A 24,200-nucleotide genomic window follows, 5' to 3' on the forward strand; every position below is an offset into this window, starting at 1 on the left:
ATGATTGAATCGACCCAGTCTCACGCAGCTCCGACGTCCCAGGCGCTTCGCATTGCTAAGTTACAGCGTATTCAAGACTTTCTGTTTCATGCAGTTACCCAATTTTTTGCTTTATCAGTGTTGATTGCTCTGATCGGCATCATCATTTCACTCATCATTAACGCGTGGCCAGCACTTGATAAATTTGGTATTAGCTTCTTCTTCACCAAAGAGTGGGATATCGTTAATGGCGAGTTTGGTGGATTAATCGCCATCTATGGCACCATCGTTACTTCTTTGATCGCTTTGCTTATTGCAGTACCTTTAAGTTTTGGTATTGCAGTATTTCTAACGGAGTTATGCCCAAGTTCCCTACGCAGGCCTTTAGGTACTGCAGTTGAATTACTTGCTGCGGTTCCTTCCATCATCTACGGTATGTTTGGCCTCTTCATCTTTGCCCCCTTGTTTGCTGATTACATCCAGCCTGCATTAGCTGCCACTTTGGGTCAAATTCCTGGTCTTGGGATTCTATTTTCTGGCGCATTTAATGGTATCGGCATTCTTTGTGCTGGACTCATTTTGGCGATGATGATTCTGCCTTTTATTGCCTCAGTAATGCGTGATGTATTTGAAATTGTTCCCCCAGTTTTAAAAGAGTCTGCCTATGGTATTGGCTGCACTACTTGGGAAGTAGTTAAAAACGTCGTTCTGCCTTACACCAAAGCAGGTGTTATTGGCGGGATCATGCTGGGATTAGGCAGGGCACTTGGCGAGACTATGGCTGTGACCTTTGTGATTGGTAATGCCCACCGTCTATCTCCATCATTATTTGCTCCGGGCAACTCAATTGCTTCCACATTGGCAAATGAGTTCGGCGAAGCTGAATTAGGACCTCATTACTCCTCTTTGTTTGCTCTAGGTCTTGCGCTATTTATGATCACATTTATTGTTCTCGCTATTGCAAAGTGGATGCTCCTAAATATGGAGAAGAAACAGGGATTGAAAACATGAACGGCCTCTCAAATATTGATCCTGCGATTTTTGCTAAGCGCAAGCGTGCCAATAAAATTGGCCTAGTGTTATCTACTAGTGCCATGGTTTTGGGAATGGCATTTCTCTTGTGGATTTTGAGCATCCTTTTCATCAAGGGATTTTCTTCAATCAACCTTGATGTGTTCACGCAAAGTACTCCCGCGCCTGGATCTGAGGGCGGTGGTTTGGCGAACGCGATTCTTGGAAGTCTAATGATTGTTGCCAGTTGTACTTTGATTAGTACCCCAATCGGTGTTCTTGCTGGTTTATATCTTTCCGAATACGGCGACAGAAGTAAAGTAGCCTCGATAACTCGCTTTGTTACCGACATCATGCTATCAGCTCCATCTATTGTGATTGGTTTGTTTGTTTATGCAATCGTAGTGGCGCAAGTCCGTCACTTTTCGGGCTGGGCCGGTACGATTGCCTTGGCCTTGATTGCTATTCCAGTAGTGGTGCGCACTACAGAGAATATGTTGCGCTTAGTTCCAGGTAGCTTACGAGAGGCAGCCTATGCCTTAGGTACTCCGAAGTGGAAAGTGGCTTTCATGATTACGCTACGGGCCGCTCAAAGTGGCGTCATTACCGGCATCTTGTTGGCACTCGCTCGCGTCAGTGGCGAAACAGCGCCTCTGCTGTTTACTGCCTTGAATAATCAATTCTTTACAACCAATATGAATGCACCGATGGCGAACTTGCCAGTGGTTATTTTCCAGTTTGCAATGAGCCCATATGACAACTGGGTTGATCTCGCCTGGGCAGCTGCTTTGTTAATTACATTTGCAGTGCTGGGATTAAACATTCTTGCGCGTGTTGTCTTCCGTGAAAAAGTGCAAAGTTAATGGCTAATATGAAAACAATGTTTGACTTAAATACAATCGATAGTCAAGGAAACAGAATGAACGACAATACCAATATGCCAGCAGCCAAAGAGGTTAAAAATGCGCTTGAAGTGCGCAATTTAAATTTCTTTTACGGTTCTTTTCAGGGTCTCAAGGACATCAATTTAAATATTGAAGAGGGCAAAGTGACTGCCTTCATCGGCCCTTCAGGTTGCGGTAAATCTACTTTGCTCCGAACTTTAAACCGTATGTATGACCTTTATCCTGGTCAACGTGCTGAGGGTGAAATTAACTTCTACGGCCAGAATACTTTAGAGCCTGGGCAGGACCTCAATTTACTGCGCTCAAGAATTGGTATGGTTTTTCAAAAGCCAACCCCATTCCCAATGTCCATCTATGAAAATATCGCATTCGGTGTACGTCTTTATGAGAAGCTTTCACGTTCCGAAATGGATGAGCGTGTAGAGTGGGCCTTGAATAAGGCTGCATTGTGGAATGAAGCCAAGGACAAATTAAACCAAAGCGGCTTATCTCTCTCTGGTGGTCAGCAGCAACGTTTATGTATTGCTCGTGGCGTGGCCGTTAAACCTTCCGTAATTTTGCTAGATGAGCCTACCTCTGCTTTAGATCCCATCTCTACAGGTAAGATTGAAGAGTTAATTAATGAACTGAAGCATGAGTACACGATTGCGATTGTTACTCATAATATGCAGCAAGCCGCTCGTGTATCGGATTACACTGCCTATATGTACCTAGGAAGCTTAATTGAGTTCGGTAAGACTGATGAAATCTTCATCAAGCCTAAGCGTAAAGAAACAGAAGATTACATTACCGGCCGTTTTGGTTAATTGGAGAAATATATGCCAGATAGACACCTTTCGTCACAATTTGACGCAGATTTAAATTCACTTTCTAGCCGTTTGTTGGAAATGGGTGGACTTGTTGAGTCTCAGATTTCAACGGCAATGCGCGCTTTTACCCAAATGGATATTGATACCTGCAATGTGGTCATCCAGAACGAAAAGCTCGTGAATGATCTTGAGATCCAGATTGACTTAGCCTGTACAGAATTAATTGCTCGTCGTCAGCCTACCGCACGAGATCTCCGTCTTGTCATGGCTGTTTCAAAAGCGATTACGAATCTTGAGCGTGCCGGCGATGAAGCTGAGCGTGTTGCCAAGAGAACGAAGCGCCTAATTGAAGCTGGGGCTACACACAATATTAACGTTGCTGAAATTCGCTTATCCGGACAGATGGCTATTTCTCTCCTGCGCCGTAGCTTGGATGCTTTCGCAAGGTTAGACACCGTTGCTGCTGCAGAAGTAGTTCAAGAAGATCGCCAAATTGATGAAGAATTCAGAGGTTTTGTTCGTAAGCTAATTTCATACATGATGGAAGATCCACATACGATTTCAACAGGCCTGGATATGTTGACCATTGCCAAGGCGATTGAGCGTATTGGTGACCATGCAAAGAATATTGCTGAATTCGTCATTTATATCGCCAAGGGCTCTGATGTGCGCCATATCCCTCATGAGGATTTGGTCCGCGAGGCAAATAAACCGTAACTAATCAAAGCGGAATTTCAGATGACTCACCGAATATTGATTGTTGAGGATGAGCCTTCGATTGCTGAACTGATTGCAATCAACTTGACTCATGCGGGCTACGAGGTTGAGAGAGCCCTCCAAACTGATCTTGCTATGAATATCATGAGAGATAAGCTTCCCTCTCTTCTTATTTTGGACTGGATGCTCCCTGGAAAGTCGGGCGTTCAGTTTGCTAAAGAGCTACGCTCTAATGAGCGTACCCGTTCCTTGCCTATTTTGATGTTGACAGCCAAGAGCGATGAGTCCGATAAGGTCCTTGGCTTAGACTCCGGTGCCGATGACTATGTCACTAAGCCGTTTTCACCCAAAGAGCTAGTCGCGCGTGTAAAGGCGCTTTTACGCCGCCAGACTCCAATAGAAGACTCTGGACCTTTGGCCGTGGGCCCATTAAGAATGGATCCACTCTCTCATCGTGTGACAGCTGTATGGCCTAATATGGACCCTCAATCCATCCCCTTGGGGCCTACCGAATATCGCCTATTGCAGTTCTTGATGGCCAACCCTGAAAGAGTGCACTCTCGGGCAAATTTACTCGATAAGGTCTGGGGAAATGAGGTCTATATCGAGGAGCGGACGGTCGATGTTCACATCAAGAGGTTAAGGGCAGCTCTAGCCCCTACGGACTCTGATCGCTACATAGAGACGGTTCGTGGAAGCGGTTATCGAATTACCAAGATGCCCACCCAGACCTAATTAGAATCGAGTCCTAACTGGGTTTTTGGATCCAATAGAGCGGATGCTCTAAGATTGTCGAATGTTATCCGTTATTTCTCGCTTTATTGTTCTGATTTGCCTCGCTTTTCTTGCGGCATACATAGCATCCTCCAATTTGGGCCCCTTTTTAGGGGTTGCGGCGGCAATAGCTGTGCTCGCAGTGCCATTGATTTATTCCTACATCAATTTAGCCCGTTTAAGAAAATTTACCTTATCTGATTCTGTTGAATCCATGCCTTTGCCAAGCGGCTATTGGGAAGAGATTTTTTTTCGCCTTCAGCGTTTAGTCCGCAATCTCAAGCAACAAATACTATCTATTGAAAAACAGCACAATCGTTTTATTGAGGCTTTTCAGGCTTCTCCTAATGGCATTGTGATGCTGGATAGTGAAGATCATATTGAGTGGTGCAATGGCATTGCTGAGCGTTTCTTTGGCTTGAGTTTCAAGCGTGATGCGCTTCAGAAGATCAATTTTCTGATTCGACGCCCAGAATTTATTCAGTATTTATTTAAGAGGGCATTTGAGGATCCATTGTTGATGGAGCGAATGGGCCCAAACTCTAATCTGAGTTTGATGTTACAAATTTTCCCATTCGGTGATCAACGACATCTTTTGCTTGTGCAGGACGTAACTGATCTTCAGAAGGCGGATGCAATGCGACGTGATTTCGTAGCAAACGTTTCGCATGAAATGAGAACGCCAATTACTGTTTTGATGGGTTTTTTAGAGACTATGCAGTCGCTTGACTTAGATAGATCCCAGCAAAGTCAATATTTTGAAATGATGATGTCTCAGGCTCAGCGAATGAAGAGTTTGGTGGAAGACTTATTGACTCTGGCTAATCTAGAGGCAAACACCTTGCCTGCCCCAACACAAGTAATCAGCATTACTACTCTGATGGCACTTTTAAAGAATGATGCAGAGGCACTTTCTCAAGGTCATCACACTCTTAGCTTTGAGATCTCAAATCCAAATAACTTGATGGGGGAGGAGCGAGAGATTCTTTCTGCCTTTGGCAATCTAGTCTCCAATGCTATTCGTTACACGCCAGACGCCGCTTCAATTCAGGTGCGATGGAGCATAAATGAACGTGGTGAAGGCGAATTTTCAGTTGTTGACACGGGGCCTGGCATTGCATCAGAGCATCTATCGAGACTGACCGAGCGCTTTTATCGCGTGGATAGAAGTCGATCGAGGGATACTGGAGGTACTGGTTTGGGCTTAGCAATTGTGAAGCATATTGCAAACCGCCATCAAGCCCAACTTATTATTACTAGTACGCCCGGACAGGGCAGCACTTTTACTCTTCGTTTTCCTAAGGAGCGTATTTCAGCTTAAAGGCATTTATATTGCTTAGTCCTTCTTGTCTTTCTTATCCTTCTTGTCTTTCTTTTCTTTTTTCTTCTTAGACTCTTTAGGTAGCTTATCTAACTTACCGTTGGCATACAGGCACCACACCTTAATTTCCTCAAGCAACTCAGTTAAGTCTTCATAAGATAGATTTTTAAAGTCTTGTAGGCCAATAGCGCCAGACTCTTGTAGCTGCTTTACAGCGTCTTCATATTTATAATCGCTCATGGGTATCCGGGTAAAAGTAATAAGAACGCACAAATGCTAGCAAAGTAATATGACAAATCTGCTTTTTTCGTATCCGGAAGGGCATTTAATCTGGATCGGAGGAAATTTCGGATTGATGTTTAATGCCGATAATCCGCGCTAAAAGCCTTTCTAGCGGACCTCCCATTACTAGGGCGAGCAGGATTGCGGCAAGCGATAGTCCGCCCAAAGCTAGCTCACCAGCCCCAAATGCTGCCGATACCAGGGCGCAGGACCAGATACTGGCTGAGGTTGTAAGCCCGCGAACCCTTTGAGAGCTTTGCTCTCGAATAATCACGCCGGCACCTAAAAATCCTAAACCTGTTATCAGCCCCTGCAATACATGACTCAGTGCCTGAGCATCAATTTGACCTAGGTGTCCAATAGACATCACAGCGGTTGCAGATCCTATGGAGACAAGCGAATGGGTTCTAATGCCAGCAGATTTATGATGAATCCATCGATTAAGACCCAAAATGGTGCCTGCTAACAGCGCCAATAGAAGTCGCAATGCCATTTCACCATAAAGGCCCCAAAGTTCCATATTTTTAAGTAATCCCGCAGTTGAGTATTAAATGATTTTTTGACTTTAAGGTCAATGTATACGGCAGCACTATCCCAATGCAGACGGATTCTTTGATACCTGGCAGATCCTCTATATCTATCCCCATAATGCCGCTTAGTAGTGTCATAAGCAAGAAGATCATGGCCATTGCTGATCAGTCTTGTGGATTTCTTGCGTTGTATTCACCTTGGAATTGCAATCAATCTGAAATATTTCCCTCTTAAGATAAGAGCTTATTATTTATTAGGGAATATCATGAATAATCATAGCGATATCAACTTATCAACCATATTTCGGCGCAATCTCGATACGCATGCGCAAGATGGTGCAAATATCAAGCAAGAATTTCTCAATGAAAAATATGAAAAGACTGAGCACTCTGCTGGCGTATTTCTAGTTGATCAAAAGTACGCTTTAAATCTTGACGAGCTTATTTAAATATTTAACTGCCAACTCTTTCCCATGAAATTACCTATGCCCATCATCAAAGTTGCCTATCCCATTTTATTTATCACTCTTCTTCTTCAGGCAATTTGGGTTGAGGCTGCAGCTATTTATCCAATTAACAAGGCTTCGATTCTTGTTGGATCTTCATTTGATATCAAAATTGAATTTGATCAAGAGTACAAATTAGAGGATTTGGATATTCAACTCAATAATGCGCCTATCAAGGCGCAGATTAAGTCACAGCCAATCTATATCGCAAATGAATCGGGCAAAGGAAGTTCCCTCATCTATCGAGACGTTCAGCTAGCAAAGCCTGGCCAATATTCTCTGAATGCTAAGGGGGGTCAGGAAAGTATCCAAGTCACTTGGGACATCTATGCCAGCGGCCCTCGAAAAGTAAAAAATATCATTCTTTTTGTGGGTGATGGTATGACTATCGCCAACAGAACCTCTGCACGTGTTTTATCTAAAGGGATAACCGAAGGCAAGTACCAGGGTAAGTTGTCATTTGATGACATGCCTAATATGGCGCTAATCGGCACATCAGGCTCTGACTCACTCATTACCGATTCTGCAAACTCGATGAGCGCCTATACAACCGGTCATAAGACTGCTGTGAATGCCATGGGGGTGTATGTTTCAAGGGCAGCAGACAACTTATCCCACCCGAAAGTGGAAACTATTTCTGAATTAATTAAACGCAAAACTAAAATGTCCGTTGGCATTGTCTCGGATGCCGAGCTACAGGATGCCACTCCAGGCGCTATGGTGGCTCACACCAGAAGGCGCGCAGATAAGCCATACATTGCCGATCAACTATTTGCTAGCGGAGCGGAGGTTATTTTAGGTGGAGGCTCCGCCTACTTTTACCCGCAGTCTACTAAAGGGTCAAAGCGTCAGGATGATAAAAATCTGATATCCCAATTTGAAACTTCGGGATATGCCATTGCTTTAAATAAGCAAGATCTATTGGCAGCAGGTAATGCCAAGGAAACTAAAAAGCTATTTGGGGTATTTCATCCTGACAATATGGATGGTTCCTTAGATCGATTTTTCCTAAAGAAAAATACGGTTGCACAATATCCAGATCAGCCTGATTTAACCGAGATGACACAAGCAGCGATCAACGTTTTATCCAAAAATTCGAACGGCTTTTTCTTGATGGTTGAGGCTGCCTTAATTGATAAGTTTAATCATCCGCTGGACTGGGAGCGGGCCGCTTTTGACACCATCATGCTGAGTAATGCCGTACAAATTGCAAAAGATTTTGCAAAGAAAAATCCAGACACTCTCATTATTGTTACCCCTGACCATACCCATAGTGGCTCAATCAGTGGCGTTGTGAACGACGCTAAACCAGGACCCCTAAGGGAAAAGGTTGGGGTATATGCAGATGCTGGCTACCCGAACTACCCTAAAGCGGATGTGGCAGGTTATCCAAATCAAATTGATGTAAGTAAGCGTTTAGCCTTCTTTTATGGGAACTACCCTGATCACTATGAGACGCTTCACCCAAAACTAGATGGTACATTTAAGCCGGCAGTGAAAGATGAATCTGGGAAGTATGTTGCTAACCCCAAATATATCCACCAACAAGAAGATGCTATTCATATGCCAGGTAATCTACCTTCAAGTCAAGAGCAGGGCGTTCACACGGCCGATGATGCAGTGCTCAATGCCATGGGGCCCGGATCCGAAAAGTTCCGGGGATTCATGGATAACACTGAAGTGTTCAAGGTGATGGTCGAAACTCTCGGGCTGGGTTATTCCAAGCGTTAACAAGTTAATTTAACGGCACCTTCAATTTATTAATACATAGCTATTATTCGGTGCCTTCGTAGTTCACAATGAATGCTAACAAGTAATCTCTTGTTATGAATGGACTTGGTCTTAATGAAAAGAAAGTTATACGATTCGCTGGTAGATTTAAGACTTACGGTTTCTAAAGTCCTTGGGTTCACTCAAGAGATCAAACACATCACCCCAGTCACCACAGCAGAGAAGTTTGGGTTTGCTCATGAGCTCTTTCATAAACCCTCAGAAATCCTTGAGCTAGCCCCTAAAGAAGGGTCTATTCGGCCTCAGGTGCTTGCAAAGTCAAAGATAGCCCTTGATCTAGCAGAGACTCAATATTTTGATATTGCGGATGAGGGAGGCAGCAGAAAGCTCGCCTACAGCATCTCCGGAAATATGAATGCAGAAAAAGTATTACTTTGTTTACCTGGTCTCTTGGAGACCAAAGATTCCTTTAGCGTATTGCATCGCTATTTTTTAAGATTTGAAGAATGCAAAGTAGTTAGCGTTGATTTTCCTGGAAGAGGGGATTCTGAATCCATTGCCTTGTCTCAAAACTACACCATGTCTCTCTATTTATCAGACATTCAAAGCCTCATTAAAATGCTTTTGAGTAATCATCCATCTAGTACTCAATTTACCATTTTGGGTACTAGTATGGGCGGTGTATTGGCTATGTACTTAACGCAATCGCTGGGAAAAAGAATTACCGAAATTATTCTGAATGATATTGCCTTAACTGTAAATTGGACCGCCCTCTATTCTTTATATAAATCAATGAAAAATGAAGTTGGTTTTAAAGAAGTCAAACAATTGGCAAAAGATTTGAGAGTGGATGAGAGGGCATTTGCAGATGTCCAGTTACCAGGCCACTTCGATTTAAGTTACAAAGCCGATGTATGGGGAATGAACTTTCATGAGGCAATGGAGGGTTACAAAGGGAAGGTGGCACTTATTTATGGCGCCGACTCAAAGGTATGTACACGCGAGCGAGTACGCTCTGCAAAGGCTGTAATACCCAGATTAATTACATTCGAGGTCGAGAATGCAGGGCACCCAGTGCCATTTACGCTCCAGGTTTGTGAGTTTATCCAGCAACAGATGAAACTAAAATAAGTTATTGCTGGTGATTTACCTTGAGAATAATTGGATTAAAGCTAAAGGGCTGTTCTTGCGCAGGATTCACCTGAACTTCAACTGCTTGAACTTGATCGGCTCCCATCACTTGAAGTCGTAATACATTCTCTAATACCTTTTTTTGATTCTTGTGATAGAGGGGTTGATCAATGATGAGTCGATGACTATCACCATGAATCAATAACACCGGTTTATTAAAAATCTCTGACTTAGATATTAAGCTCTCTAAGGTATCGCGATAGCCACTATCGCTACTAGTTAATTGGCTAGGTTGATAAAACATATCAGCTTGATAGGCAAAGATGATGCCACTCAAATTTCTTTGGGTAGCCAAATTAAATGCCCGATCAATCCATGCCAGATTGGCTTGATTTCTATCTTGATATTCTTTGATGGCTGACTCTATGCCTTCATTATTGTTATTGGAGCCAGGTATATGAATACTGACAAACAAAAAGTTATTTTTGATCCAGTAGGCGTTCTCTGCATATTTGGAGTATTTCGGGTCGAGATCTGCCTGCCTTTGAAGTCGTATGGTATTTTTACCTTGGCTTTGATTGGTGCTAAAAAATACCGATCTCAAAGCTCCTAGTCTTTCCAGTGGATCGTATGCACCAGCTAAAGGTCGATGACAGTCAGTCCATTCGTTATCTCCTGGGCTGTAAATCAAGGGCGCTTTAAAGCTTGAAAAATAGGATTTGATAATTTGGTTGTGCTCATCACTGCAGAGTGATGAGCCAGATTTTGTATCCCCAATAAAAATACTGAAGCTTGGTTTTAGTCGGTTTATTTCAGTAATTAAATTTTCAAAGCGTTGAAAATCCTGAGGTAGTGAGTAGGGCATATCCCCCAGGGCAATGAACTTAAAGCTCTGGCCGATAGCAGCTGATGAAAAGCTTGCTATGAAGATAGTGAGAAAAAGTATGCTTAAGCGTGTTGCTTTGAAAGATTTCATTTATTTATATTGCTCAGGTTCATCATTGATTTCTTTGATCTCTAGCTCACCGAAGATATAGGTATTTCCCCCCATCTCTTTCCAGCCTAGATCCTGAAAGACATGCGTGTATTCCCCAGAAAACTTTTTTGATTTGCCGTAGAAAATATCTGTAAGCTCATCTTGTTCGTCTTCATCAACGGTCTCAGAAAAGTAGATTACCTTCTCCCCATCATAAGTCTTGCTAATTTCTGCCCCAGGAATGTCGGCAATACAAATCCCTACTTGAGCTTGATAGTGGCTCATGAACTTTGGCTTGGTAGGGGTAGTGATGGAACCCAGCTTCCAAACAGTTCCACATTTAATTTCTTTATTCTGTTTTTTAAAGATACATCTTTGGACTAGAGAGCCCATTTCAAGGGGGATAATTTGATACAGCATCTCATATCTCCTGTAGTGAATCTAAGCTTAATCATGCTCCCAAAGTATGACGATTCGGTGAAGATTCGTCGATCTGAATGAATGTCTTCATTTTGTAATAGTTCCAGTTCATGATCAAGCCTGTGAATTCGATACATACAACTATTACTTGCCCGAACTGCCGTGCACAAGAAACCCTAGAGATCTCAAAAGGCTATTCCCAGCATTTGTATCGCTGCCCAAGCTGCAGCATCATTTTGAAGCCTAGATCAGGAGACTGCTGTATTTTCTGCAGCTTCGGTAGCCAAGATTGCTCTAATGCGGAGCAAAATTTAGCTGCTTAGGCCACTACCCAGTAGACTAGGGTCTCGTTTCACGAATGTGTCATTAGAGTTTCATAAAATAGACATATTCAAGTAAACCTGCTTCTATTGGAAATGCTGTGGCCTTACATCAAAATAAATCCTTAATGAATGCAACTGACCTTGTCGCTGCAGTTGATCTTGGCTCAAATAGCTTTCGTATGCTGGTTGCCCAAGTCGTCAAGACGCCCTCGGGTACTCAGCTTCGTCCGATTGATACCTTGCGTGAGTCTGTCCGCCTTGCTGCAGGCTTAACTGACAATAAATTATTAGGTAATGATGCCTATCAGCGAGGCATAACAGCTATTCGGCGCTTTGGTGAGCGTATTCGGGGGTTTGATCCTGCCAATGTGCGCGCTGTTGCCACCAACACCTTGCGAGTAGCTAAAAATGCCCCACACTTTATCCAAGAAGCTGAGGAGGCCTTAGGTTTCCCAATTGAGGTGATTGCGGGCGTAGAAGAGGCGCGCTTGATCTATATTGGTGCCGCTCATGAAGTGCCGGCAGTGCAGGGTAATCGCTTGGTGGTGGATATTGGTGGAGGCTCTACTGAGCTGATCATTGGTAAAGGTTACGAGCCCAAGCTGATGGAAAGTCTGTATATCGGATGTGTTTCTCATAGCCTGAGATTCTTCCCTAAGGGCAATATTGATTCTCATGCTTTTAAAGAGGCAGAGCTAGCTGCTAGAAGAGAAATTCAGGTCATTTCTGGGGCATATCTGAATGCCGGCTGGAAGCAAGTGATCGGCTCTTCAGGAACCGCACGCGCTTTAGCGGAACTCATTGCGGAGAATAACTTCAATGGCCAGAAAGATGGCACCGATGGGTTGATTACCCGTGATGGCTTAAGAGCCATGAAAAAGCACCTGCTTAAATATGAGCACATCAATCAGGTCGAGCTCCAAGGCCTTAAGGATGATCGGCGCTCAGTTTGGCCCGGTGGCCTTGCCATCATGATTGCTGTATTTGATGAACTCGGTATTGAGTCTATGGAAGTCACTGATGCCGCTCTGAGAATCGGCGTTCTTTATGATTTGCTGGGCCGCTCGCAGCATGAGGATATGCGCTTTGTAACAGTCGAGCAATTTATGCAGCGTTACGCTGTAGATCGAGAGCAAGCTAAGCGCGTTGGCAATCTAGCTGCTGAGTTTTTAGCGCAATTACCTAGACCTGATGAAGAGAGTAGGGCGGATAACATCGCTTTATTGCAATGGGCCGCTAATCTTCATGAAATCGGCTTATCAATATCACATAACGGATATCACAAACATTCTGCATACATTGCTGGTAATGCTGATATGCCGGGTTTCTCAAAGAATGATCAAGCTAGATTGGCAGCTTTACTTATCGGCCATACCGGTAAGTTAGGGAAGTTAGCCAATAACGCCTCTTTCTCTGATTGGCGTATGTTATTTTGCATAAGGCTTGCACAAGTACTTTGCCGTGGGCGTAGTGATATCAATTTACCCAAAGTAAAAGTCTCCGAGCACAACGGAGACTACCTAGTTAGTGTTTCCAAAGATTGGGCCAAAGAGCATCCATTAACGGAATTTAGCCTTCAAAAAGAAGCGGCCGAATGGCAACGCATCGGCCGACCTTACAGCATTAGTCTGAAGTAATCTTAAGTAATTCTTACAGCCCTAAGAAGTGTTTAGCGTAGCGAGGATTGATTTCCGATAGGCGCAACATAGTCAATACATCTGCTGTATTGAAATCAGGATCCCAGGCAGGTGCACTGCAAATCTTAGCGCCTAACTTTAAATAACCTTTGATCAAGGGTGGGGGATCTACATCTAAACCACCATTGAGTCGCTCGAGAGGCAAGGGTAAGCGAGGAAAAGCATGATTTTCAACTGGCGCCATCTGATCATTGCTTAGTGAGTTGTATAAGCTAGCTGCAAAATGACCGCCATCACCCATGGGGATGCTGGCACAACCGAGCATGATTTCATAATCGTGTTTTTGCATGTATTGCGCTAAGCCACTCCACAAAGCCATGATGACTGCACCAGAACGAAAGTCTTCGTGCACGCAAGATCTACCGAGTTCAACTAATTTAGGACGCAAGTGATCTAAGCGCGCCAAATCAAACTCGGAATCTGAGTAGAGACGTCCGATCTCTAAAGCTTTGTGCGGAGGGAGTACGCGATAGGTGCCAACCACCTGTAATGACTCTTGATCACGTATCAATAAATGGTCACAGTAGGCATCAAATTCATCAATGTCGAGGTTCTCTGGATTGCTTGGAAGCTTTGCCCCCATCTCTTCTGCAAATACCTTGTAGCGCAGGCGCTGTGCTTCTTTAATCTCACTCGCATTACTAGCCCAAGTAATTTGAAATGCTGGGCGCTTGGGCTTAGTTATTACTTTCTCAGCTGCAGGCTCTATAGCACTCAGCTCAGCTCGAGCTTTAGTAGCAAATTTCTTACCAAATAATTTCTTCGCAATTTTTTTAGAAAAGAGTTTTTTGATCGCCTCAGTTTTACTCTTTTTAGCCTTCTTTGGCTTCTCTTCAAAGCGAGAATTAAAGAGATCAAATGCAGCAAGGGGATTTGGAATATCAGACATAGTGTTCCTTAAGTATTAATCTAATTGATGACCAGAGGTATGCAAATCGTTGCCCACAATAGGGTGGAAATCAGTAAGGCGAGCATGACTGCAGCTGAGCCAAAATCTTTTGCTCTTTTCGATAGATCATGATGATCAAATGAAATACGATCGATAGCCGCCTCGACACTGGAATTGAGTAGCTCGACCACTAAAACCATGATGAGCGATGCGATGAGGGCACATTTCTCAAGAGGACTAACTGGCAAGAAAAGAGCAATTGGGCTTAGCACTACGAGCAGGAAAAGTTCTTGTCTAAAAGCACTTTCCTCTTGAAACGCGTAGACTATGCCACACCAAGAATTCTTAGCTGCATGCCAAGCTCTCGTGAGCCCCCGATTGCCTTTATGGGGGTTTTGCTTAATGTTATAGGGCGCTGTCAAAATAAATTCTTAAGCGAGGGCAGTGGTATGAACTGCTGTGGAGGGTACGGGCTTTAGATGGTTGGCAAACTGCTCCGAAGCTGCTCTCCAAGAAAACTTCTCAGCATGAGAGCGAGCTAATTCACGAGGAATCTTCAAGGCTTGCATACAAGCTATTTGAAGATCTTCGTGCATTGCACCAGCAGCAGAGTTACCTAAAACATCAATTGGACCTGTCACTGGATAGGCCGCAACTGGAGTGCCACAAGCCATAGCTTCTAGTATGACTAGCCCAAAAGTATCGGTCTTGCTTGGGAAGACAAAAACATCAGCGGCAGCGTATACCTTGGCCAACTCTTCTTGCTGTAATACGCCTAGGTAATTTATGTTGGGGTATTTTTCTTTAATACTGGCCATTGCAGGGCCATCACCAACAACCCATTTGGAGCCTGGTAGATCTATCTCTAGGAAAGCATTGATATTTTTCTCTACGGCAACACGACCAACATATAAAAAGATCGGGTGAGCGCTATTGAGGGATTTAGACTCTTGCATTTTGAAGATGTCTAAATCTACGCCCCGAGACCACAACACAACATTTTTAAGGCCGAACTTCTCAAGATCATCTTTAACAACAATGGTCGGTGCCATCACTGCCATCGATGGCCCATGAAACCAACGAATAAAAGCATAAGTAATGCTCAGAGGAATTCCGGTGCGGGCTTTGACGTACTCAGGAAAGCGGGTGTGATAGGCCGTAGAGAATGGCAAATTATTCTTTACTGCATAAGAGCGAGCTGATAAGCCTAAAGGACCCTCAGTCGCAATATGCATTGCATCTGGTGCAAATTCTTTAATGCGGCGAGCCACTTCCTTGCCGGGAAATAAGGATAGGGCAATATCAGGATAGGTAGGGCAGGGAATGGACTTAAAGCCAGTTGGGGTAATCATTTCGACTTCATGACCCATGCCGATGAGTTCAGCCCTGGTTTGTTTGAGTGTTCTCACGACACCATTGACTTGTGGATCCCATGCATCAGTAATGATCATAATTTTCATACGGTAACCTCTTTAATCAGTGTTGCAAGCTCAGGTTGGAGAGTAATTTCAGGTACCTCTACTGGATCACCGTGAATATGGGTCCAGTAGATAATTTTGAGTTCACCAGTTGTGGTCTCTACTAGTGCTGATAGGCTTTCGACCCAGTCACCATCGTTGCAATAGAGCAGACCATCAATTTCACGAATTTCTGCTTTATGAATATGGCCGCAGACCACGCCATCACAATTTCTGAGGCGGGCTTCTCTGGCCATGATGTGCTCAAAGTCAGCGATATAGCTCACGGCATTTTTTACTTGATGCTTGAGGTATTGCGAGAGAGACCAGTATTGCAGTCCCATCTTCACACGTAACATATTGAAGTAGCGATTGATATATAAAATAAAGGAATACAGTGAGTCGCCGACATAGGCAAGCCATTTAGCGTATTGCATGACGCCGTCAAATAGATCGCCATGAGTTACCCAAAGCTTGCGTCCATCTAAGGTCGTATGTATGACCTCTTCTTGAACCTTAATGTCACCAAAGGACATGCCAAAGTACTGCCGGGCTGCTTCGTCATGGTTTCCGGGAATGTAAATGACTTCAGTTCCCTTACGGGCTTTGCGCAATAACTTTTGAACGACATCATTGTGACTCTGTGGCCAGTAAAACGATTGCTTTAATCTCCAGCCATCGATAATGTCACCCACCAAGTAAAACTGATCCGCTTCATTGTGTTTCAAGAAATCGAGGAGGTAGTTTGCCTGACACCCTGATGTTCCGAGGTGTACATCTGAAATCCAAATCGCTCTGTAATGCGTCATGAGTACGTATTAAGCCGATTCATTATGAAGAGCTCATGACACTTTTACGACAGTTTGATGACTTGATTTATATTACGGCTAGATATGAAGCATTTTCACCCAAAATCCACCTCAATTCCCAGCTTAGCTCCAAGTATTTGGCTTCGCTATTGGACATGGATTCAAATCCTATTACATGTGATTTGCGGGGTCTGCACACTATCTTTCCTTTTTCCCTTCCTCAATCGAGATCAGAAGGACCGCCGTATACAACAATGGTCTAAGAGACTATTAAAAATCTTTCATATCCAGTTGCGAGTGATAGGCGCCGAGAAATTGTCCTCTAACCCTCATTTGCTGGCATCAAATCACATCTCTTGGCTAGATATTCATGTGATTAATGCGTTTCAACCGGTTCGCTTTGTTGCTAAATCGGAAGTGCGAGGATGGCCTGTATTTGGTTGGATGGCTCAGCAGTTGGGTACCGTCTTTATTCGTAGGGATAGTGCGCGCCATGCGAGGCAGGTGGTAGAGCAGATGGCTCAGGTTCTCAAAGTAGAGTCGGTCTGTATTTTTCCCGAAGGTACTTCCACCTCCGGGGAATCAGTATTGCCGTTTAAGCCTAATCTATTTGAATCCGCCATCCTGGCTTCTGTACCAGTCTTTCCGATAGCCATTGCTTACCGGTCAAGGTCAACGGGTCTGAGGAGTGATGCTCCTGCCTTTATTGGAGACATGGGCCTTCTGGAATCAATGTCTAATGTCATTGCCAGCCGGGATATAGAGGTGCATTTAACCCTAATAGAGCCCTATTTAACAAGCAATGTAAGTAATTCGGATCGCAAGGAACTCGCTCTCTATTGCCAGGAAGCGATTACTAAAACCTTATAAACAGCATATGTAATAAAAGTGTCATATCCTAGGGGTACAACGAGTTATCGGTATCGGGAAGAGATATGACGTCAAAGCATAAAGAAATAGATGAGTGGTACAAGCGTGCTCGGGAAGACATTCTCGATAGCATGGATGAAGAGCTCGAAATGGAGCTCGATGATGATCGCTTGTCGCCTGATGGCGGAAGCGCCTCTGTCATACCTCGAAATGTCTACTTTAAGGAATTGTTTCGCCTTCAAGGTGAATTGGTCAAACTCCAAGACTGGGTAGTCGAAAATAAACTCAAGGTGGCTGTTCTATTTGAAGGTCGCGATTCTGCAGGTAAGGGTGGCGCGATTAAACGAATTACCCAGCGTCTGAATCCCCGCGTTTGTAAAGTTGTTGCATTAACTGCCCCTAGCGAGCGTGAAAAAACTCAGTGGTACTTTCAGCGCTACGTATCAAACTTGCCTGCTGGTGGTGAGATCGTCTTGTTTGATCGTAGCTGGTACAACCGCGCTGGTGTTGAAAAGGTCATGGGATTTTGTAACGATGCTGAGTACGAAGAGTTCTTGCGTACAGTGCCAGAGTTTGAACGCATGATTATTCGCTCCGGAATCATTTTGATTAAATACTGGTTCTCTATCTCAGATGATGAGCAATATAGCCGCTTCATGGTACGTATCCATGATCCATTAAAACAATGGAAACTGAGTCCAATGGACTTAGATGCTCGCCGTCACTGGGAGGCCTACACCAAGGCAAAAGAGACCATGCTAGAGCGCACCAATATTCCTGAGGCACCGTGGTGGGTTGTGGCTGCAAACGATAAGAAAAAAGCCCGTCTCAATTGCATTTCGCATTTGTTGACTCAAATTCCTTATAGTGAAATTGCTCACCCTGAAATCACCTTGCCTGCACGAGTGCATAACCCTGACTATCTTCGTGGGCCGGTACCAAAAGATATGTACGTCCCTGAGATCTATTGATTCCGTAAACAGAGGTCTCTAGGTGTTAATCTCTCAGTATTCACCAAGGGGGATAGCACTTGAAATCAAAGAAGGCCATTACCAATAGAGAATTCAAGCTACTGATTAAGCCTCAGGGCTTAGACCGGCGTAGCCGAATTACTGCCTTAAGCGATCAAATTCTGAGTTTTTGTAAAAAGAATAAGGTGGAATTTTTTCACCTTGATAACGCGACTACCGGTTTACGTAATATCTATTTTTACGATACACCTAGTGAAGATTTCAGGCGCAATAATATTATTCTACGTGTCCGAGAATCCCGTCAAAATATCTGGGTTGATGACTGGTGTGAGGTTACCCTAAAGTGTCGGACTGATGATTTAGCTAAATCCCATCAATTTGATCCCTCGCCAAAGAAATCAATTAAGTCCCGCCTACGACTAAAAGAAGAAATCCTACGAGGTGATGCGATTGGAACAGCTAGAAGTATTTATTCTAATAATGCAATTTTAGATGCGGTGCCCATCGATAGCTTGTTTGAAAAGTCACTAGCGAGTGCTGCCAAGTTCTTCCCTAGCCTAGTTACTCTGCCAATTGATAAAAAATCACCCATCCGAATTGTGGGTGGTCGTACTAATAAGATTCTTGAAGCATGCTTGCCTATTGGAAACCTAGTTTTTGGTGATGGCGTACAGGCTCATTGTGAGATTGCTATCTGGATGAAGAGCGTTGGCGATCCCATTGTTGGAGAGTTGGCCTTTTCTTATCGAGTCAACGATGCTAATCGGGGTCAAGATAAAGCCCATAAGCGCGCTGATAAGTTCTTCAAGAAGCTCCAGATTGAATTAGAAAGTTGGTTGGAAATTGGCAGCACCAAAACAGCCTTGGTATACGGAAAGCCTGAGTGAGTTCTCAGATGCAAGATGATGCGCAGCTGGCGCAGTCTCCTAGCTTAGGCGATCTATTTATTCAGTTTTTAATTATTGGCGCTGTCAGCTTTGGCGGGGGCATCATCGCTTACGAGCGCATTCTCTTGGTTGAAAAGCGCAAGTGGCTCAGTGCAGATGAGTTCATGGCTTATTTAGCCATTAGTCAGACGATGCCAGGCTTAAACTCGGTGAACTTAGCAGTGCTTGCTGGAGATCATCTACGTGGGTGGCGGGGTGCCGTCATTGCTACCTTGGGTTTAATATTTCCCGGCTCATTGCTCGTGCTTGGGTTTGGCATGATTTACGCTAGTGCCGCAGATCATCCTTCAATCAATTTCATCTTAGCTGGTATTGCAGCAGCAGCCACTGGCTTGCTGGCAGCCATTACCTACAAAATCGGTGATGCTCACTGGCGTCATGTGAAGTCATTGGCCATTATTGTTGTCACATTTATATTGATGAGTATTTTCAAGCTTTCACTGCCATATGTGATCCTCATCATGGCGCCGATATCACTCTATCTGTATCGACCAGGTCAAACTCAATGAGCCTATTGATCCACTTGGCTTGGACCTTTGCCTTGCTCTCTGTTCTCGCGGTTGGTGGCGGTACTGCCGTATTGCCGGAGATGCAAACCATACTCGCACATCAGTTCGGTATAGACCACACCCAATTTGTTCATATTTATAGTATTGGCCAGTTAGCGCCTGGCCCCAATATGTTGATGGTCTTAGTCATTGGCTATCAAATTGCTGGGCTCATTGGTGCGGGGGTAGTCTTGCTCTCCTTCTTTTTGCCTTCAAGCGTCCTTTGTTTTTATGTCGGGCGCTTATGGAATCGTTTTGGAGAAAGTCCTTGGCGGCGATCTATACAAAATGCACTAGAGCCTATTTCTATTGGGCTGATGTCTTCTGGTGTTTATGCGGTTGCCAAAGCATCTGTAGTGAGTAGTATTGCCTTGGCCCTTGTCCTAGTCACTCTGTATCTCATTCTCAGAACTAAGATTAATCCAGTATTGGTTATTTTGGGCTCTGGCGGACTGGGCGCCTTGCTGATGTCTTATTTAAAATAGTTAAAAGTTTAGAAGGTTCCTCTTAAGCCCACCATCAGACTCCTGCCGGGTTGAGGTGCATATAGCCTGACAGCCATTGGCGTTGTGGCATACCGAATTTGCTCATTGAGCAGGTTCTTCAGATTCATATATACAGTCCAATTTACATCCCTTACTTTTTCCGTATAAGAGATACCCGCATTTAATAAGTTATAGCTTGGAGCGGGGCCTTGCTCCCAGCTTGCCAAGCGATTCTGTTGATAGCTGTAGATATAAGTCGTACTCGTAAGCCAGCCATTTTTTTGGTGGGCTAACTCTGCGCCTAAGCGTGGTGCAGGCTGTAGGGGTAGATTACCTCCCGCATCAAAAGTGCCTTGCGAGGCATCACCAAATACTCGACTACCTAAGCCGGTTTGATTCCAGTTGTAAGTCAGTTCACCCTCAATACCTTTGATGGTCGCTGCAGCTTGCTGCGCTGTCACTACGTTAAAGCCATCACCCTGTTGCCCGCCATTGTGAATAGCGCTTCCAGTGTAATAACCATAAATATAGTTATTGAATCGATTGGCATAGACACTTGCCTTGCTCCTCAGTAATCCACTGGTCTTCTGAATATTGAACTCTAAGTTATGCGAGGTTTCTTTAGTGAGATTAGGGTTGCCAATATCAAAGGTAGCAGTGGATTCATGTGCTCCATAAGAATAGAGTTCTTGAGCACTCGGCGCTCTTTGTGACACCGTATATGCCACTCCAGTTCCATATCCCTCTGTGAAGTTCCATAAGCTACCTGCAGAGTAGGACATGAGATTGAATTTACGATTCTGCAGAGTAATGTTGGGAGTAGTTCCGGTAGGATCAACTGTAGGCTGGGTCTCTAGAGCCGTACCTAAATTGGGATTCTGGGCAACTTGGTTATATCGCAGACCCAGGCTTCCTTGTAGAGAATTCCACTTGCCTTCCTCAATCCAAAATAAGGCATTGGAATTGGTTTTAGTGGGAGGAACAATGGCATAACTACCTGTACCTACTTCCGTAGCATTGAGAGATGCAGCAGAGACTTGAGCTCCGAAAGTACCTTTCCATCCAGCTATCGGATTGTGAGCCAATTCTAGGCGAGCCTCATTGGCAATATTCTTCCAAACTGAAGCAGCTGCGCCAAGATTATTAAATTCAGTATGGTTGTAATTTGAATTGGCTGCACTCAATTTCAAAGATGAAAACCCCGCGAATGGATCTCGAGTTTGATGCTGAATGTCATATCGATTTTGCGACTGGTTAATTAAGCCACCTTCAGGCGTCGGAATGCCGTAGTTATTATTTAAGCGTTCTACGGAAACTCCGGTGTATCCAGATTCCCCGATATGAGAAACTCCCAACCCTAAATTATTTTGATTGCTAAAAGAATTGGGCAACTTACCACTGTAATTATTTCCGCCATCACCACCTGGAGGAATGCTCCACCCAGCAGCCGGCTCACCTTGTGATTGTGTTGAGTTGCCTGGTATACGGTAATTATTGGCATTATTAATTGCGGTATCTACGTGCACCGCTATTGAGCCAAAAGCGCCATCTACCTCTAATGCTCCAGCTCTACCGTTGTTCACTGTCTCGTAACTCGTATTGACAGCACCAGTTGGTCTATCAGGCAAATTAGTCAGAATGCGATCGTTAATCACGTTGACTAGTCCACCGCTAGAGCCCGATCCATAGAGGAGGGCGGCTGCACCACGAAGAATCTCTACTTGGTGCGCATTTTGCATATTGTTTCCAACGGCGTGATCTTGCGAGATGTTAGAAACATCACCAACAGACAAGCCATTTTGCAAAATTTGTACGCGTGCACCTTCAAGACCACGAATGACTGGTCGAGATGAGCCTGCGCCATACCCTGTGGCAGAGACGCCAAGTTCATTAGCTAGGGTCGCGCCTAAGGTTGTACCTAATTTATTGAGTAACTCATCGCCTTGCAAAATCTTGGTTGGCGTCAGAATGCTCTGAGTAGCCTCTTGCGATCCTGTTGCAGTGATTTCTAAGCTTGGGTCATTTGATTGAGCGACAGTGAGTGAGCTCAATAATCCAGAGATAAGAACAAAAATGAGTTTTTGCTTGCCTAAAAAAAGATTGGGGTGCTGCATAGTGAAGCTTTCATTCTGAAAAATGCACCTAGTAGGGTTGATGCATTAAATAAATCGGTAGGCCAAGCATTTGCTTGGCGTGATGATGAATTACAGAATGAAGCTAGGTGGAGCTCTAGATTGATAAAGCCCAATTTGAGTTTGAACTAGTGAAGAATCATTGGGTGCCAATGGCATCTCATGAAAGAGATTAGTACCAAGGAGTAAGTTTGGAATTGAGGCAACAAAGCCAGCAAGTGTGAGTGCATCAAGCAAATGACAACTAGAAAAGCTATGGCTAAGGGCAGGCGCTTGATCTGTGCAACTCAATTCAATATTTTGGTGCTGGATGCCGGAGTGAGCAATGCCGTGAGCAAAGCCAATCCAGTGGGTGCCTAGTAAGCTGGCAAGCAGAAAACAGAGGGCAAGAAAGCCCCTGAGTTGTTTTCTGAATTTGCTTAAAAATAAGGCTTCCATGCCCCGAATCTTACAGTATTTGCCCCTGTAGGCCATCTCAGTGTAGAATATCGATTCCGTCGGAGTGTAGCGCAGCCTGGTAGCGCACCTGCTTTGGGAGCAGGGGGTCCAAGGTTCGAATCCTTGTACTCCGACCACTTTCCCTTATTGTTCTAGATTGACCCAGCACATTCTGCCCATAGCTCAGCTGGATAGAGCAACGCCCTTCTAAGGCGTAGGTCGCACGTTCGAATCGTGCTGGGCAGGCCAAACACCTCACTATCTAATGTTGTCTCAGGCTGGTCAATTGTGGTCTATTGACTCGATCATGGATCTGCTTGGCTAGCGTTAAGATCACCTTCGTCCAGCGTGGCGGATCCTGGCGGACTATCGGCAACTCAGTCGAAATTTTTGACCCTGATGATCGGGTGTCGGTTTGACCCGACTGTTTAGTGTCCGGTTACGTGACGGTCTAGCGACTCTCGAGTTGGAGCGGTGGCAATTAGTTATTTTGCGCCATCAATAATCCATTCCATGAGATCGGTGGCCGTGGTGGGCGTTAATTTTTGATGTGCTTTGATTTTAGTAAAGAAAGTTCCTTGTCTTAATCTTTCTCCTTGTATGCGAGCTGCATCTGGCTGACCTTGGTATTTCTTGTAATTTGTAGCTAGCTCTGCCCATGAAGGAGCATCATAATCAGTATCCGCATGGCAGTTCATGCACCCATTGCGGTTAGCAAGTTGCCTATTGGCCTGGCATGTATTTCCAAATAGTAGGAAAACAGCAAAGGAAAAAACGTAAATAATTTTCATGCAGTCCCTTATTCACTAATAAATGTATTGGCGTAAATTGCACACTTAGCAATTTGATATTGGTTTACCGTTTTCGTAAGTAAACGACTTTGTGCATTGTGAATTGATGCTTGGCGGCTGCGAGTAAAGTGAGCTAATTCCTGTTGTAGCGGTTATCTTAAGCGTGCCATCAATGTCGTTAATGATGTAATTATTTACTTTGGGAATCAACCCAGTAGCCGTTATTAGGTAGTTTCCAACACCGCTACTAGTAATTGCTGCTGTTGAGTAATTAATAACATTATTGGTGGAATTGACAAGATTATCTGAGCCTTGGAAACCGCTGACTGTAGATGTAAAAACTGGGTTGGGTGTATTAATAACCTTAGTAGCATTGTTAACGTATACAGTCAGTGGTGCTTGGCCAATTGCTAAACTACCGTTGATATAGGAAATGACATAATTCGATAAGCCGGTGCCGGTTGCCGAGGAGAGATTATCAGCGTAAGGTGTTGCGCTATAGTTAGTCCCGCTAGCTGAAGTCGTCACACCAGTCACCGCACCATTACTATTTTTAATGCCAAAAGTGCTAAAGTTATTGGTTTGAAGAGTGCCGTTATACGTTGTGCTAGATATAGCGCCAGTCACTGTTAGATGCGCTTTAGTAATGGCCAAGTTGCCATTAACGGGGTTTGTGAAATCGTAGTTACTGGCCATCAAGCTGCCTGTACCAGCAGCAATGACAGCAGTTCCCACATCTGTCATTGCGGTG

At 44.2% G+C, this 24,200-nt stretch carries 28 protein-coding genes and 2 tRNA genes; 18 read left to right on the forward strand and 12 right to left on the reverse strand.

From position 1 onward, the window contains the following. The 6 genes from pstC (at position 1) to phoR (ending at position 5,516) form a co-directional block, all read left to right on the forward strand. Positions 1 to 990 carry a phosphate ABC transporter permease subunit PstC gene (gene pstC / locus FD977_RS04385; protein ID WP_215306653.1) on the forward strand — a complete coding sequence of 330 codons (990 nt, stop codon included), beginning with the start codon at positions 1 to 3 and terminating at the stop codon, positions 988 to 990. After that, entirely contained in the window at positions 987 to 1,853 is an 867-nt protein-coding gene (gene pstA / locus FD977_RS04390) for a phosphate ABC transporter permease PstA (RefSeq protein WP_215306655.1), read from the forward strand. Before pstC ends, pstA begins: the two co-directional genes overlap by 4 nt. Positions 1,854 to 1,909: 56 nt before the next feature. After that, positions 1,910 to 2,701, forward strand: a complete 792-nt coding sequence (pstB, locus tag FD977_RS04395; protein WP_215306657.1) for a phosphate ABC transporter ATP-binding protein PstB — start codon at positions 1,910 to 1,912, stop codon at positions 2,699 to 2,701. A gap of 12 nt (positions 2,702 to 2,713) precedes the next feature. Then, entirely contained in the window at positions 2,714 to 3,421 is a 708-nt protein-coding gene (gene phoU, locus FD977_RS04400; RefSeq protein WP_215306659.1) for a phosphate signaling complex protein PhoU, read from the forward strand. A 21-nt stretch (positions 3,422 to 3,442) separates the two neighbouring features. Beyond that, positions 3,443 to 4,156 (forward strand): phosphate regulon transcriptional regulator PhoB, encoded by a 714-nt coding sequence (phoB, locus tag FD977_RS04405; RefSeq protein ID WP_215306661.1) that lies wholly within the window; start codon positions 3,443 to 3,445, stop codon positions 4,154 to 4,156. 61 nt (positions 4,157 to 4,217) lie between these two features. After that, positions 4,218 to 5,516: a phosphate regulon sensor histidine kinase PhoR gene (gene phoR / locus FD977_RS04410; RefSeq protein WP_215306663.1), complete on the forward strand. Its 1,299-nt coding sequence runs from the start codon at positions 4,218 to 4,220 to the stop codon at positions 5,514 to 5,516. A 15-nt stretch (positions 5,517 to 5,531) separates the two neighbouring features. Here phoR and FD977_RS04415 read toward each other — a convergent pair whose 3' ends face one another. Both FD977_RS04415 and FD977_RS04420 read right to left on the reverse strand, forming a co-directional pair. Beyond that, on the reverse strand, positions 5,532 to 5,756 hold the full coding sequence (locus FD977_RS04415) for a hypothetical protein (protein WP_215306664.1): 225 nt from the start codon (positions 5,754 to 5,756) through the stop codon (positions 5,532 to 5,534). 85 nt (positions 5,757 to 5,841) lie between these two features. Continuing rightward, the gene (locus tag FD977_RS04420) at positions 5,842 to 6,318 is read right to left on the reverse strand and encodes an MgtC/SapB family protein (protein ID WP_215306667.1); all 477 of its coding nucleotides are present in this window, start codon (positions 6,316 to 6,318) and stop codon (positions 5,842 to 5,844) included. Positions 6,319 to 6,594: 276 nt separating this feature from the next. On the opposite strand from FD977_RS04420, the gene FD977_RS04425 reads away from it, so the two are divergent. The 3 genes from FD977_RS04425 to FD977_RS04435 all read left to right on the forward strand — a co-directional run bounded on the left by FD977_RS04425 (position 6,595) and on the right by FD977_RS04435 (position 9,696). Beyond that, the gene (locus FD977_RS04425; protein WP_215306669.1) at positions 6,595 to 6,777 is read left to right on the forward strand and encodes a hypothetical protein; all 183 of its coding nucleotides are present in this window, start codon (positions 6,595 to 6,597) and stop codon (positions 6,775 to 6,777) included. A gap of 36 nt (positions 6,778 to 6,813) precedes the next feature. Beyond that, a complete protein-coding gene (locus tag FD977_RS04430; protein ID WP_251369545.1) occupies positions 6,814 to 8,565 on the forward strand; it encodes an alkaline phosphatase in 1,752 nt (583 codons plus the stop codon). A 114-nt stretch (positions 8,566 to 8,679) separates the two neighbouring features. Continuing rightward, the gene (locus FD977_RS04435) at positions 8,680 to 9,696 is read left to right on the forward strand and encodes an alpha/beta fold hydrolase (protein WP_215306672.1); all 1,017 of its coding nucleotides are present in this window, start codon (positions 8,680 to 8,682) and stop codon (positions 9,694 to 9,696) included. Position 9,697: 1 nt separating this feature from the next. On the opposite strand, the gene FD977_RS04440 is transcribed toward FD977_RS04435, so the two are convergent. After that, positions 9,698 to 10,672, reverse strand: coding sequence for a hypothetical protein (locus FD977_RS04440; protein ID WP_215306674.1), 975 nt, complete (start codon positions 10,670 to 10,672; stop codon positions 9,698 to 9,700). Next, entirely contained in the window at positions 10,673 to 11,092 is a 420-nt protein-coding gene (locus FD977_RS04445; RefSeq protein ID WP_215306676.1) for a hypothetical protein, read from the reverse strand. Positions 11,093 to 11,202: 110 nt separating this feature from the next. Here FD977_RS04445 and FD977_RS10875 point away from each other — a divergent pair, with 110 nt between their 5' ends. Both FD977_RS10875 and ppx read left to right on the forward strand, forming a co-directional pair. Further along, positions 11,203 to 11,415, forward strand: coding sequence for a GDCCVxC domain-containing (seleno)protein (locus tag FD977_RS10875; protein ID WP_305849426.1), 213 nt, complete (start codon positions 11,203 to 11,205; stop codon positions 11,413 to 11,415). 125 nt (positions 11,416 to 11,540) lie between these two features. Next, positions 11,541 to 13,052: an exopolyphosphatase gene (ppx, locus tag FD977_RS04450; RefSeq protein ID WP_215306678.1), complete on the forward strand. Its 1,512-nt coding sequence runs from the start codon at positions 11,541 to 11,543 to the stop codon at positions 13,050 to 13,052. Positions 13,053 to 13,065: 13 nt separating this feature from the next. On the opposite strand, the gene FD977_RS04455 is transcribed toward ppx, so the two are convergent. The 4 genes from FD977_RS04455 to FD977_RS04470 are packed head-to-tail and all read right to left on the reverse strand — an operon-like array spanning position 13,066 to position 16,267. After that, on the reverse strand, positions 13,066 to 14,001 hold the full coding sequence (locus FD977_RS04455) for a GNAT family N-acetyltransferase (RefSeq protein ID WP_251369546.1): 936 nt from the start codon (positions 13,999 to 14,001) through the stop codon (positions 13,066 to 13,068). A 20-nt stretch (positions 14,002 to 14,021) separates the two neighbouring features. Continuing rightward, entirely contained in the window at positions 14,022 to 14,423 is a 402-nt protein-coding gene (locus tag FD977_RS04460) for a diacylglycerol kinase (protein ID WP_215306680.1), read from the reverse strand. Between the two features lie 9 nt (positions 14,424 to 14,432). Then, entirely contained in the window at positions 14,433 to 15,461 is a 1,029-nt protein-coding gene (locus tag FD977_RS04465) for a glycosyltransferase family 1 protein (protein WP_215306682.1), read from the reverse strand. After that, positions 15,458 to 16,267 carry a UDP-2,3-diacylglucosamine diphosphatase gene (locus FD977_RS04470; protein ID WP_215306684.1) on the reverse strand — a complete coding sequence of 270 codons (810 nt, stop codon included), beginning with the start codon at positions 16,265 to 16,267 and terminating at the stop codon, positions 15,458 to 15,460. Before FD977_RS04470 ends, FD977_RS04465 begins: the two co-directional genes overlap by 4 nt. A gap of 84 nt (positions 16,268 to 16,351) precedes the next feature. Between FD977_RS04470 and FD977_RS04475 the strand changes: the two genes are divergently transcribed. The 5 genes from FD977_RS04475 (at position 16,352) to FD977_RS04495 (ending at position 20,088) form a co-directional block, all read left to right on the forward strand. Next, positions 16,352 to 17,137 (forward strand): 1-acyl-sn-glycerol-3-phosphate acyltransferase, encoded by a 786-nt coding sequence (locus FD977_RS04475; RefSeq protein WP_215306686.1) that lies wholly within the window; start codon positions 16,352 to 16,354, stop codon positions 17,135 to 17,137. Positions 17,138 to 17,202: 65 nt separating this feature from the next. Beyond that, positions 17,203 to 18,108, forward strand: coding sequence for a polyphosphate kinase 2 (gene ppk2 / locus FD977_RS04480; protein WP_215306688.1), 906 nt, complete (start codon positions 17,203 to 17,205; stop codon positions 18,106 to 18,108). Positions 18,109 to 18,167: 59 nt separating this feature from the next. Beyond that, positions 18,168 to 18,995: a hypothetical protein gene (locus FD977_RS04485; RefSeq protein ID WP_215306690.1), complete on the forward strand. Its 828-nt coding sequence runs from the start codon at positions 18,168 to 18,170 to the stop codon at positions 18,993 to 18,995. Next, positions 18,992 to 19,564 (forward strand): chromate transporter, encoded by a 573-nt coding sequence (locus tag FD977_RS04490; protein WP_215306691.1) that lies wholly within the window; start codon positions 18,992 to 18,994, stop codon positions 19,562 to 19,564. Before FD977_RS04485 ends, FD977_RS04490 begins: the two co-directional genes overlap by 4 nt. After that, positions 19,561 to 20,088: a chromate transporter gene (locus FD977_RS04495; protein WP_215306693.1), complete on the forward strand. Its 528-nt coding sequence runs from the start codon at positions 19,561 to 19,563 to the stop codon at positions 20,086 to 20,088. Before FD977_RS04490 ends, FD977_RS04495 begins: the two co-directional genes overlap by 4 nt. Before the next feature lie 8 nt (positions 20,089 to 20,096). Here the strand turns inward: FD977_RS04495 and FD977_RS04500 are convergent, their stop codons facing one another. Both FD977_RS04500 and FD977_RS04505 read right to left on the reverse strand, forming a co-directional pair. Next, positions 20,097 to 22,202, reverse strand: a complete 2,106-nt coding sequence (locus tag FD977_RS04500; protein ID WP_215306695.1) for a TonB-dependent receptor — start codon at positions 22,200 to 22,202, stop codon at positions 20,097 to 20,099. Positions 22,203 to 22,292: 90 nt separating this feature from the next. Beyond that, positions 22,293 to 22,658 carry a hypothetical protein gene (locus FD977_RS04505; protein ID WP_215306697.1) on the reverse strand — a complete coding sequence of 122 codons (366 nt, stop codon included), beginning with the start codon at positions 22,656 to 22,658 and terminating at the stop codon, positions 22,293 to 22,295. 60 nt (positions 22,659 to 22,718) lie between these two features. Between FD977_RS04505 and FD977_RS04510 the strand changes: the two genes are divergently transcribed. Then, positions 22,719 to 22,795 (forward strand) — tRNA-Pro (locus FD977_RS04510). 35 nt (positions 22,796 to 22,830) lie between these two features. Next, a tRNA-Arg gene (locus tag FD977_RS04515) sits at positions 22,831 to 22,907 on the forward strand. A gap of 236 nt (positions 22,908 to 23,143) precedes the next feature. On the opposite strand, the gene FD977_RS04520 is transcribed toward FD977_RS04515, so the two are convergent. Together FD977_RS04520 and FD977_RS04525 are read right to left on the reverse strand one after the other, a co-directional pair. Continuing rightward, entirely contained in the window at positions 23,144 to 23,449 is a 306-nt protein-coding gene (locus FD977_RS04520; protein WP_215306699.1) for a hypothetical protein, read from the reverse strand. Between the two features lie 45 nt (positions 23,450 to 23,494). Further along, positions 23,495 to 24,200 (reverse strand): MBG domain-containing protein (locus tag FD977_RS04525; protein WP_215306700.1); only part of this gene is annotated, 706 nt, incomplete at its 5' end.

The organism is Polynucleobacter sp. AP-Elch-400A-B2 (assembly GCF_018688355.1).
GTDB lineage: Bacteria > Pseudomonadota > Gammaproteobacteria > Burkholderiales > Burkholderiaceae > Polynucleobacter.

Coding starts and splice junctions, on each gene's coding strand:
- pstC (WP_215306653.1), top strand. CDS start 1: ATGATTGAATCGACCCAGTCTCACGCAGCTCCGACGTCCCAGGCGCTT.
- pstA (WP_215306655.1), top strand. CDS start 987: ATGAACGGCCTCTCAAATATTGATCCTGCGATTTTTGCTAAGCGCAAG.
- pstB (WP_215306657.1), top strand. CDS start 1,910: ATGAACGACAATACCAATATGCCAGCAGCCAAAGAGGTTAAAAATGCG.
- phoU (WP_215306659.1), top strand. CDS start 2,714: ATGCCAGATAGACACCTTTCGTCACAATTTGACGCAGATTTAAATTCA.
- phoB (WP_215306661.1), top strand. CDS start 3,443: ATGACTCACCGAATATTGATTGTTGAGGATGAGCCTTCGATTGCTGAA.
- phoR (WP_215306663.1), top strand. CDS start 4,218: ATGTTATCCGTTATTTCTCGCTTTATTGTTCTGATTTGCCTCGCTTTT.
- FD977_RS04415 (WP_215306664.1), bottom strand. CDS start 5,756: ATGAGCGATTATAAATATGAAGACGCTGTAAAGCAGCTACAAGAGTCT.
- FD977_RS04420 (WP_215306667.1), bottom strand. CDS start 6,318: ATGGAACTTTGGGGCCTTTATGGTGAAATGGCATTGCGACTTCTATTG.
- FD977_RS04425 (WP_215306669.1), top strand. CDS start 6,595: ATGAATAATCATAGCGATATCAACTTATCAACCATATTTCGGCGCAAT.
- FD977_RS04430 (WP_251369545.1), top strand. CDS start 6,814: ATGCCCATCATCAAAGTTGCCTATCCCATTTTATTTATCACTCTTCTT.
- FD977_RS04435 (WP_215306672.1), top strand. CDS start 8,680: ATGAAAAGAAAGTTATACGATTCGCTGGTAGATTTAAGACTTACGGTT.
- FD977_RS04440 (WP_215306674.1), bottom strand. CDS start 10,672: ATGAAATCTTTCAAAGCAACACGCTTAAGCATACTTTTTCTCACTATC.
- FD977_RS04445 (WP_215306676.1), bottom strand. CDS start 11,092: ATGCTGTATCAAATTATCCCCCTTGAAATGGGCTCTCTAGTCCAAAGA.
- FD977_RS10875 (WP_305849426.1), top strand. CDS start 11,203: ATGATCAAGCCTGTGAATTCGATACATACAACTATTACTTGCCCGAAC.
- ppx (WP_215306678.1), top strand. CDS start 11,541: ATGAATGCAACTGACCTTGTCGCTGCAGTTGATCTTGGCTCAAATAGC.
- FD977_RS04455 (WP_251369546.1), bottom strand. CDS start 14,001: ATGTCTGATATTCCAAATCCCCTTGCTGCATTTGATCTCTTTAATTCT.
- FD977_RS04465 (WP_215306682.1), bottom strand. CDS start 15,461: ATGAAAATTATGATCATTACTGATGCATGGGATCCACAAGTCAATGGT.
- FD977_RS04470 (WP_215306684.1), bottom strand. CDS start 16,267: ATGACGCATTACAGAGCGATTTGGATTTCAGATGTACACCTCGGAACA.
- FD977_RS04475 (WP_215306686.1), top strand. CDS start 16,352: ATGAAGCATTTTCACCCAAAATCCACCTCAATTCCCAGCTTAGCTCCA.
- ppk2 (WP_215306688.1), top strand. CDS start 17,203: ATGACGTCAAAGCATAAAGAAATAGATGAGTGGTACAAGCGTGCTCGG.
- FD977_RS04495 (WP_215306693.1), top strand. CDS start 19,561: ATGAGCCTATTGATCCACTTGGCTTGGACCTTTGCCTTGCTCTCTGTT.
- FD977_RS04500 (WP_215306695.1), bottom strand. CDS start 22,202: ATGCAGCACCCCAATCTTTTTTTAGGCAAGCAAAAACTCATTTTTGTT.
- FD977_RS04505 (WP_215306697.1), bottom strand. CDS start 22,658: ATGGAAGCCTTATTTTTAAGCAAATTCAGAAAACAACTCAGGGGCTTT.
- FD977_RS04520 (WP_215306699.1), bottom strand. CDS start 23,449: ATGAAAATTATTTACGTTTTTTCCTTTGCTGTTTTCCTACTATTTGGA.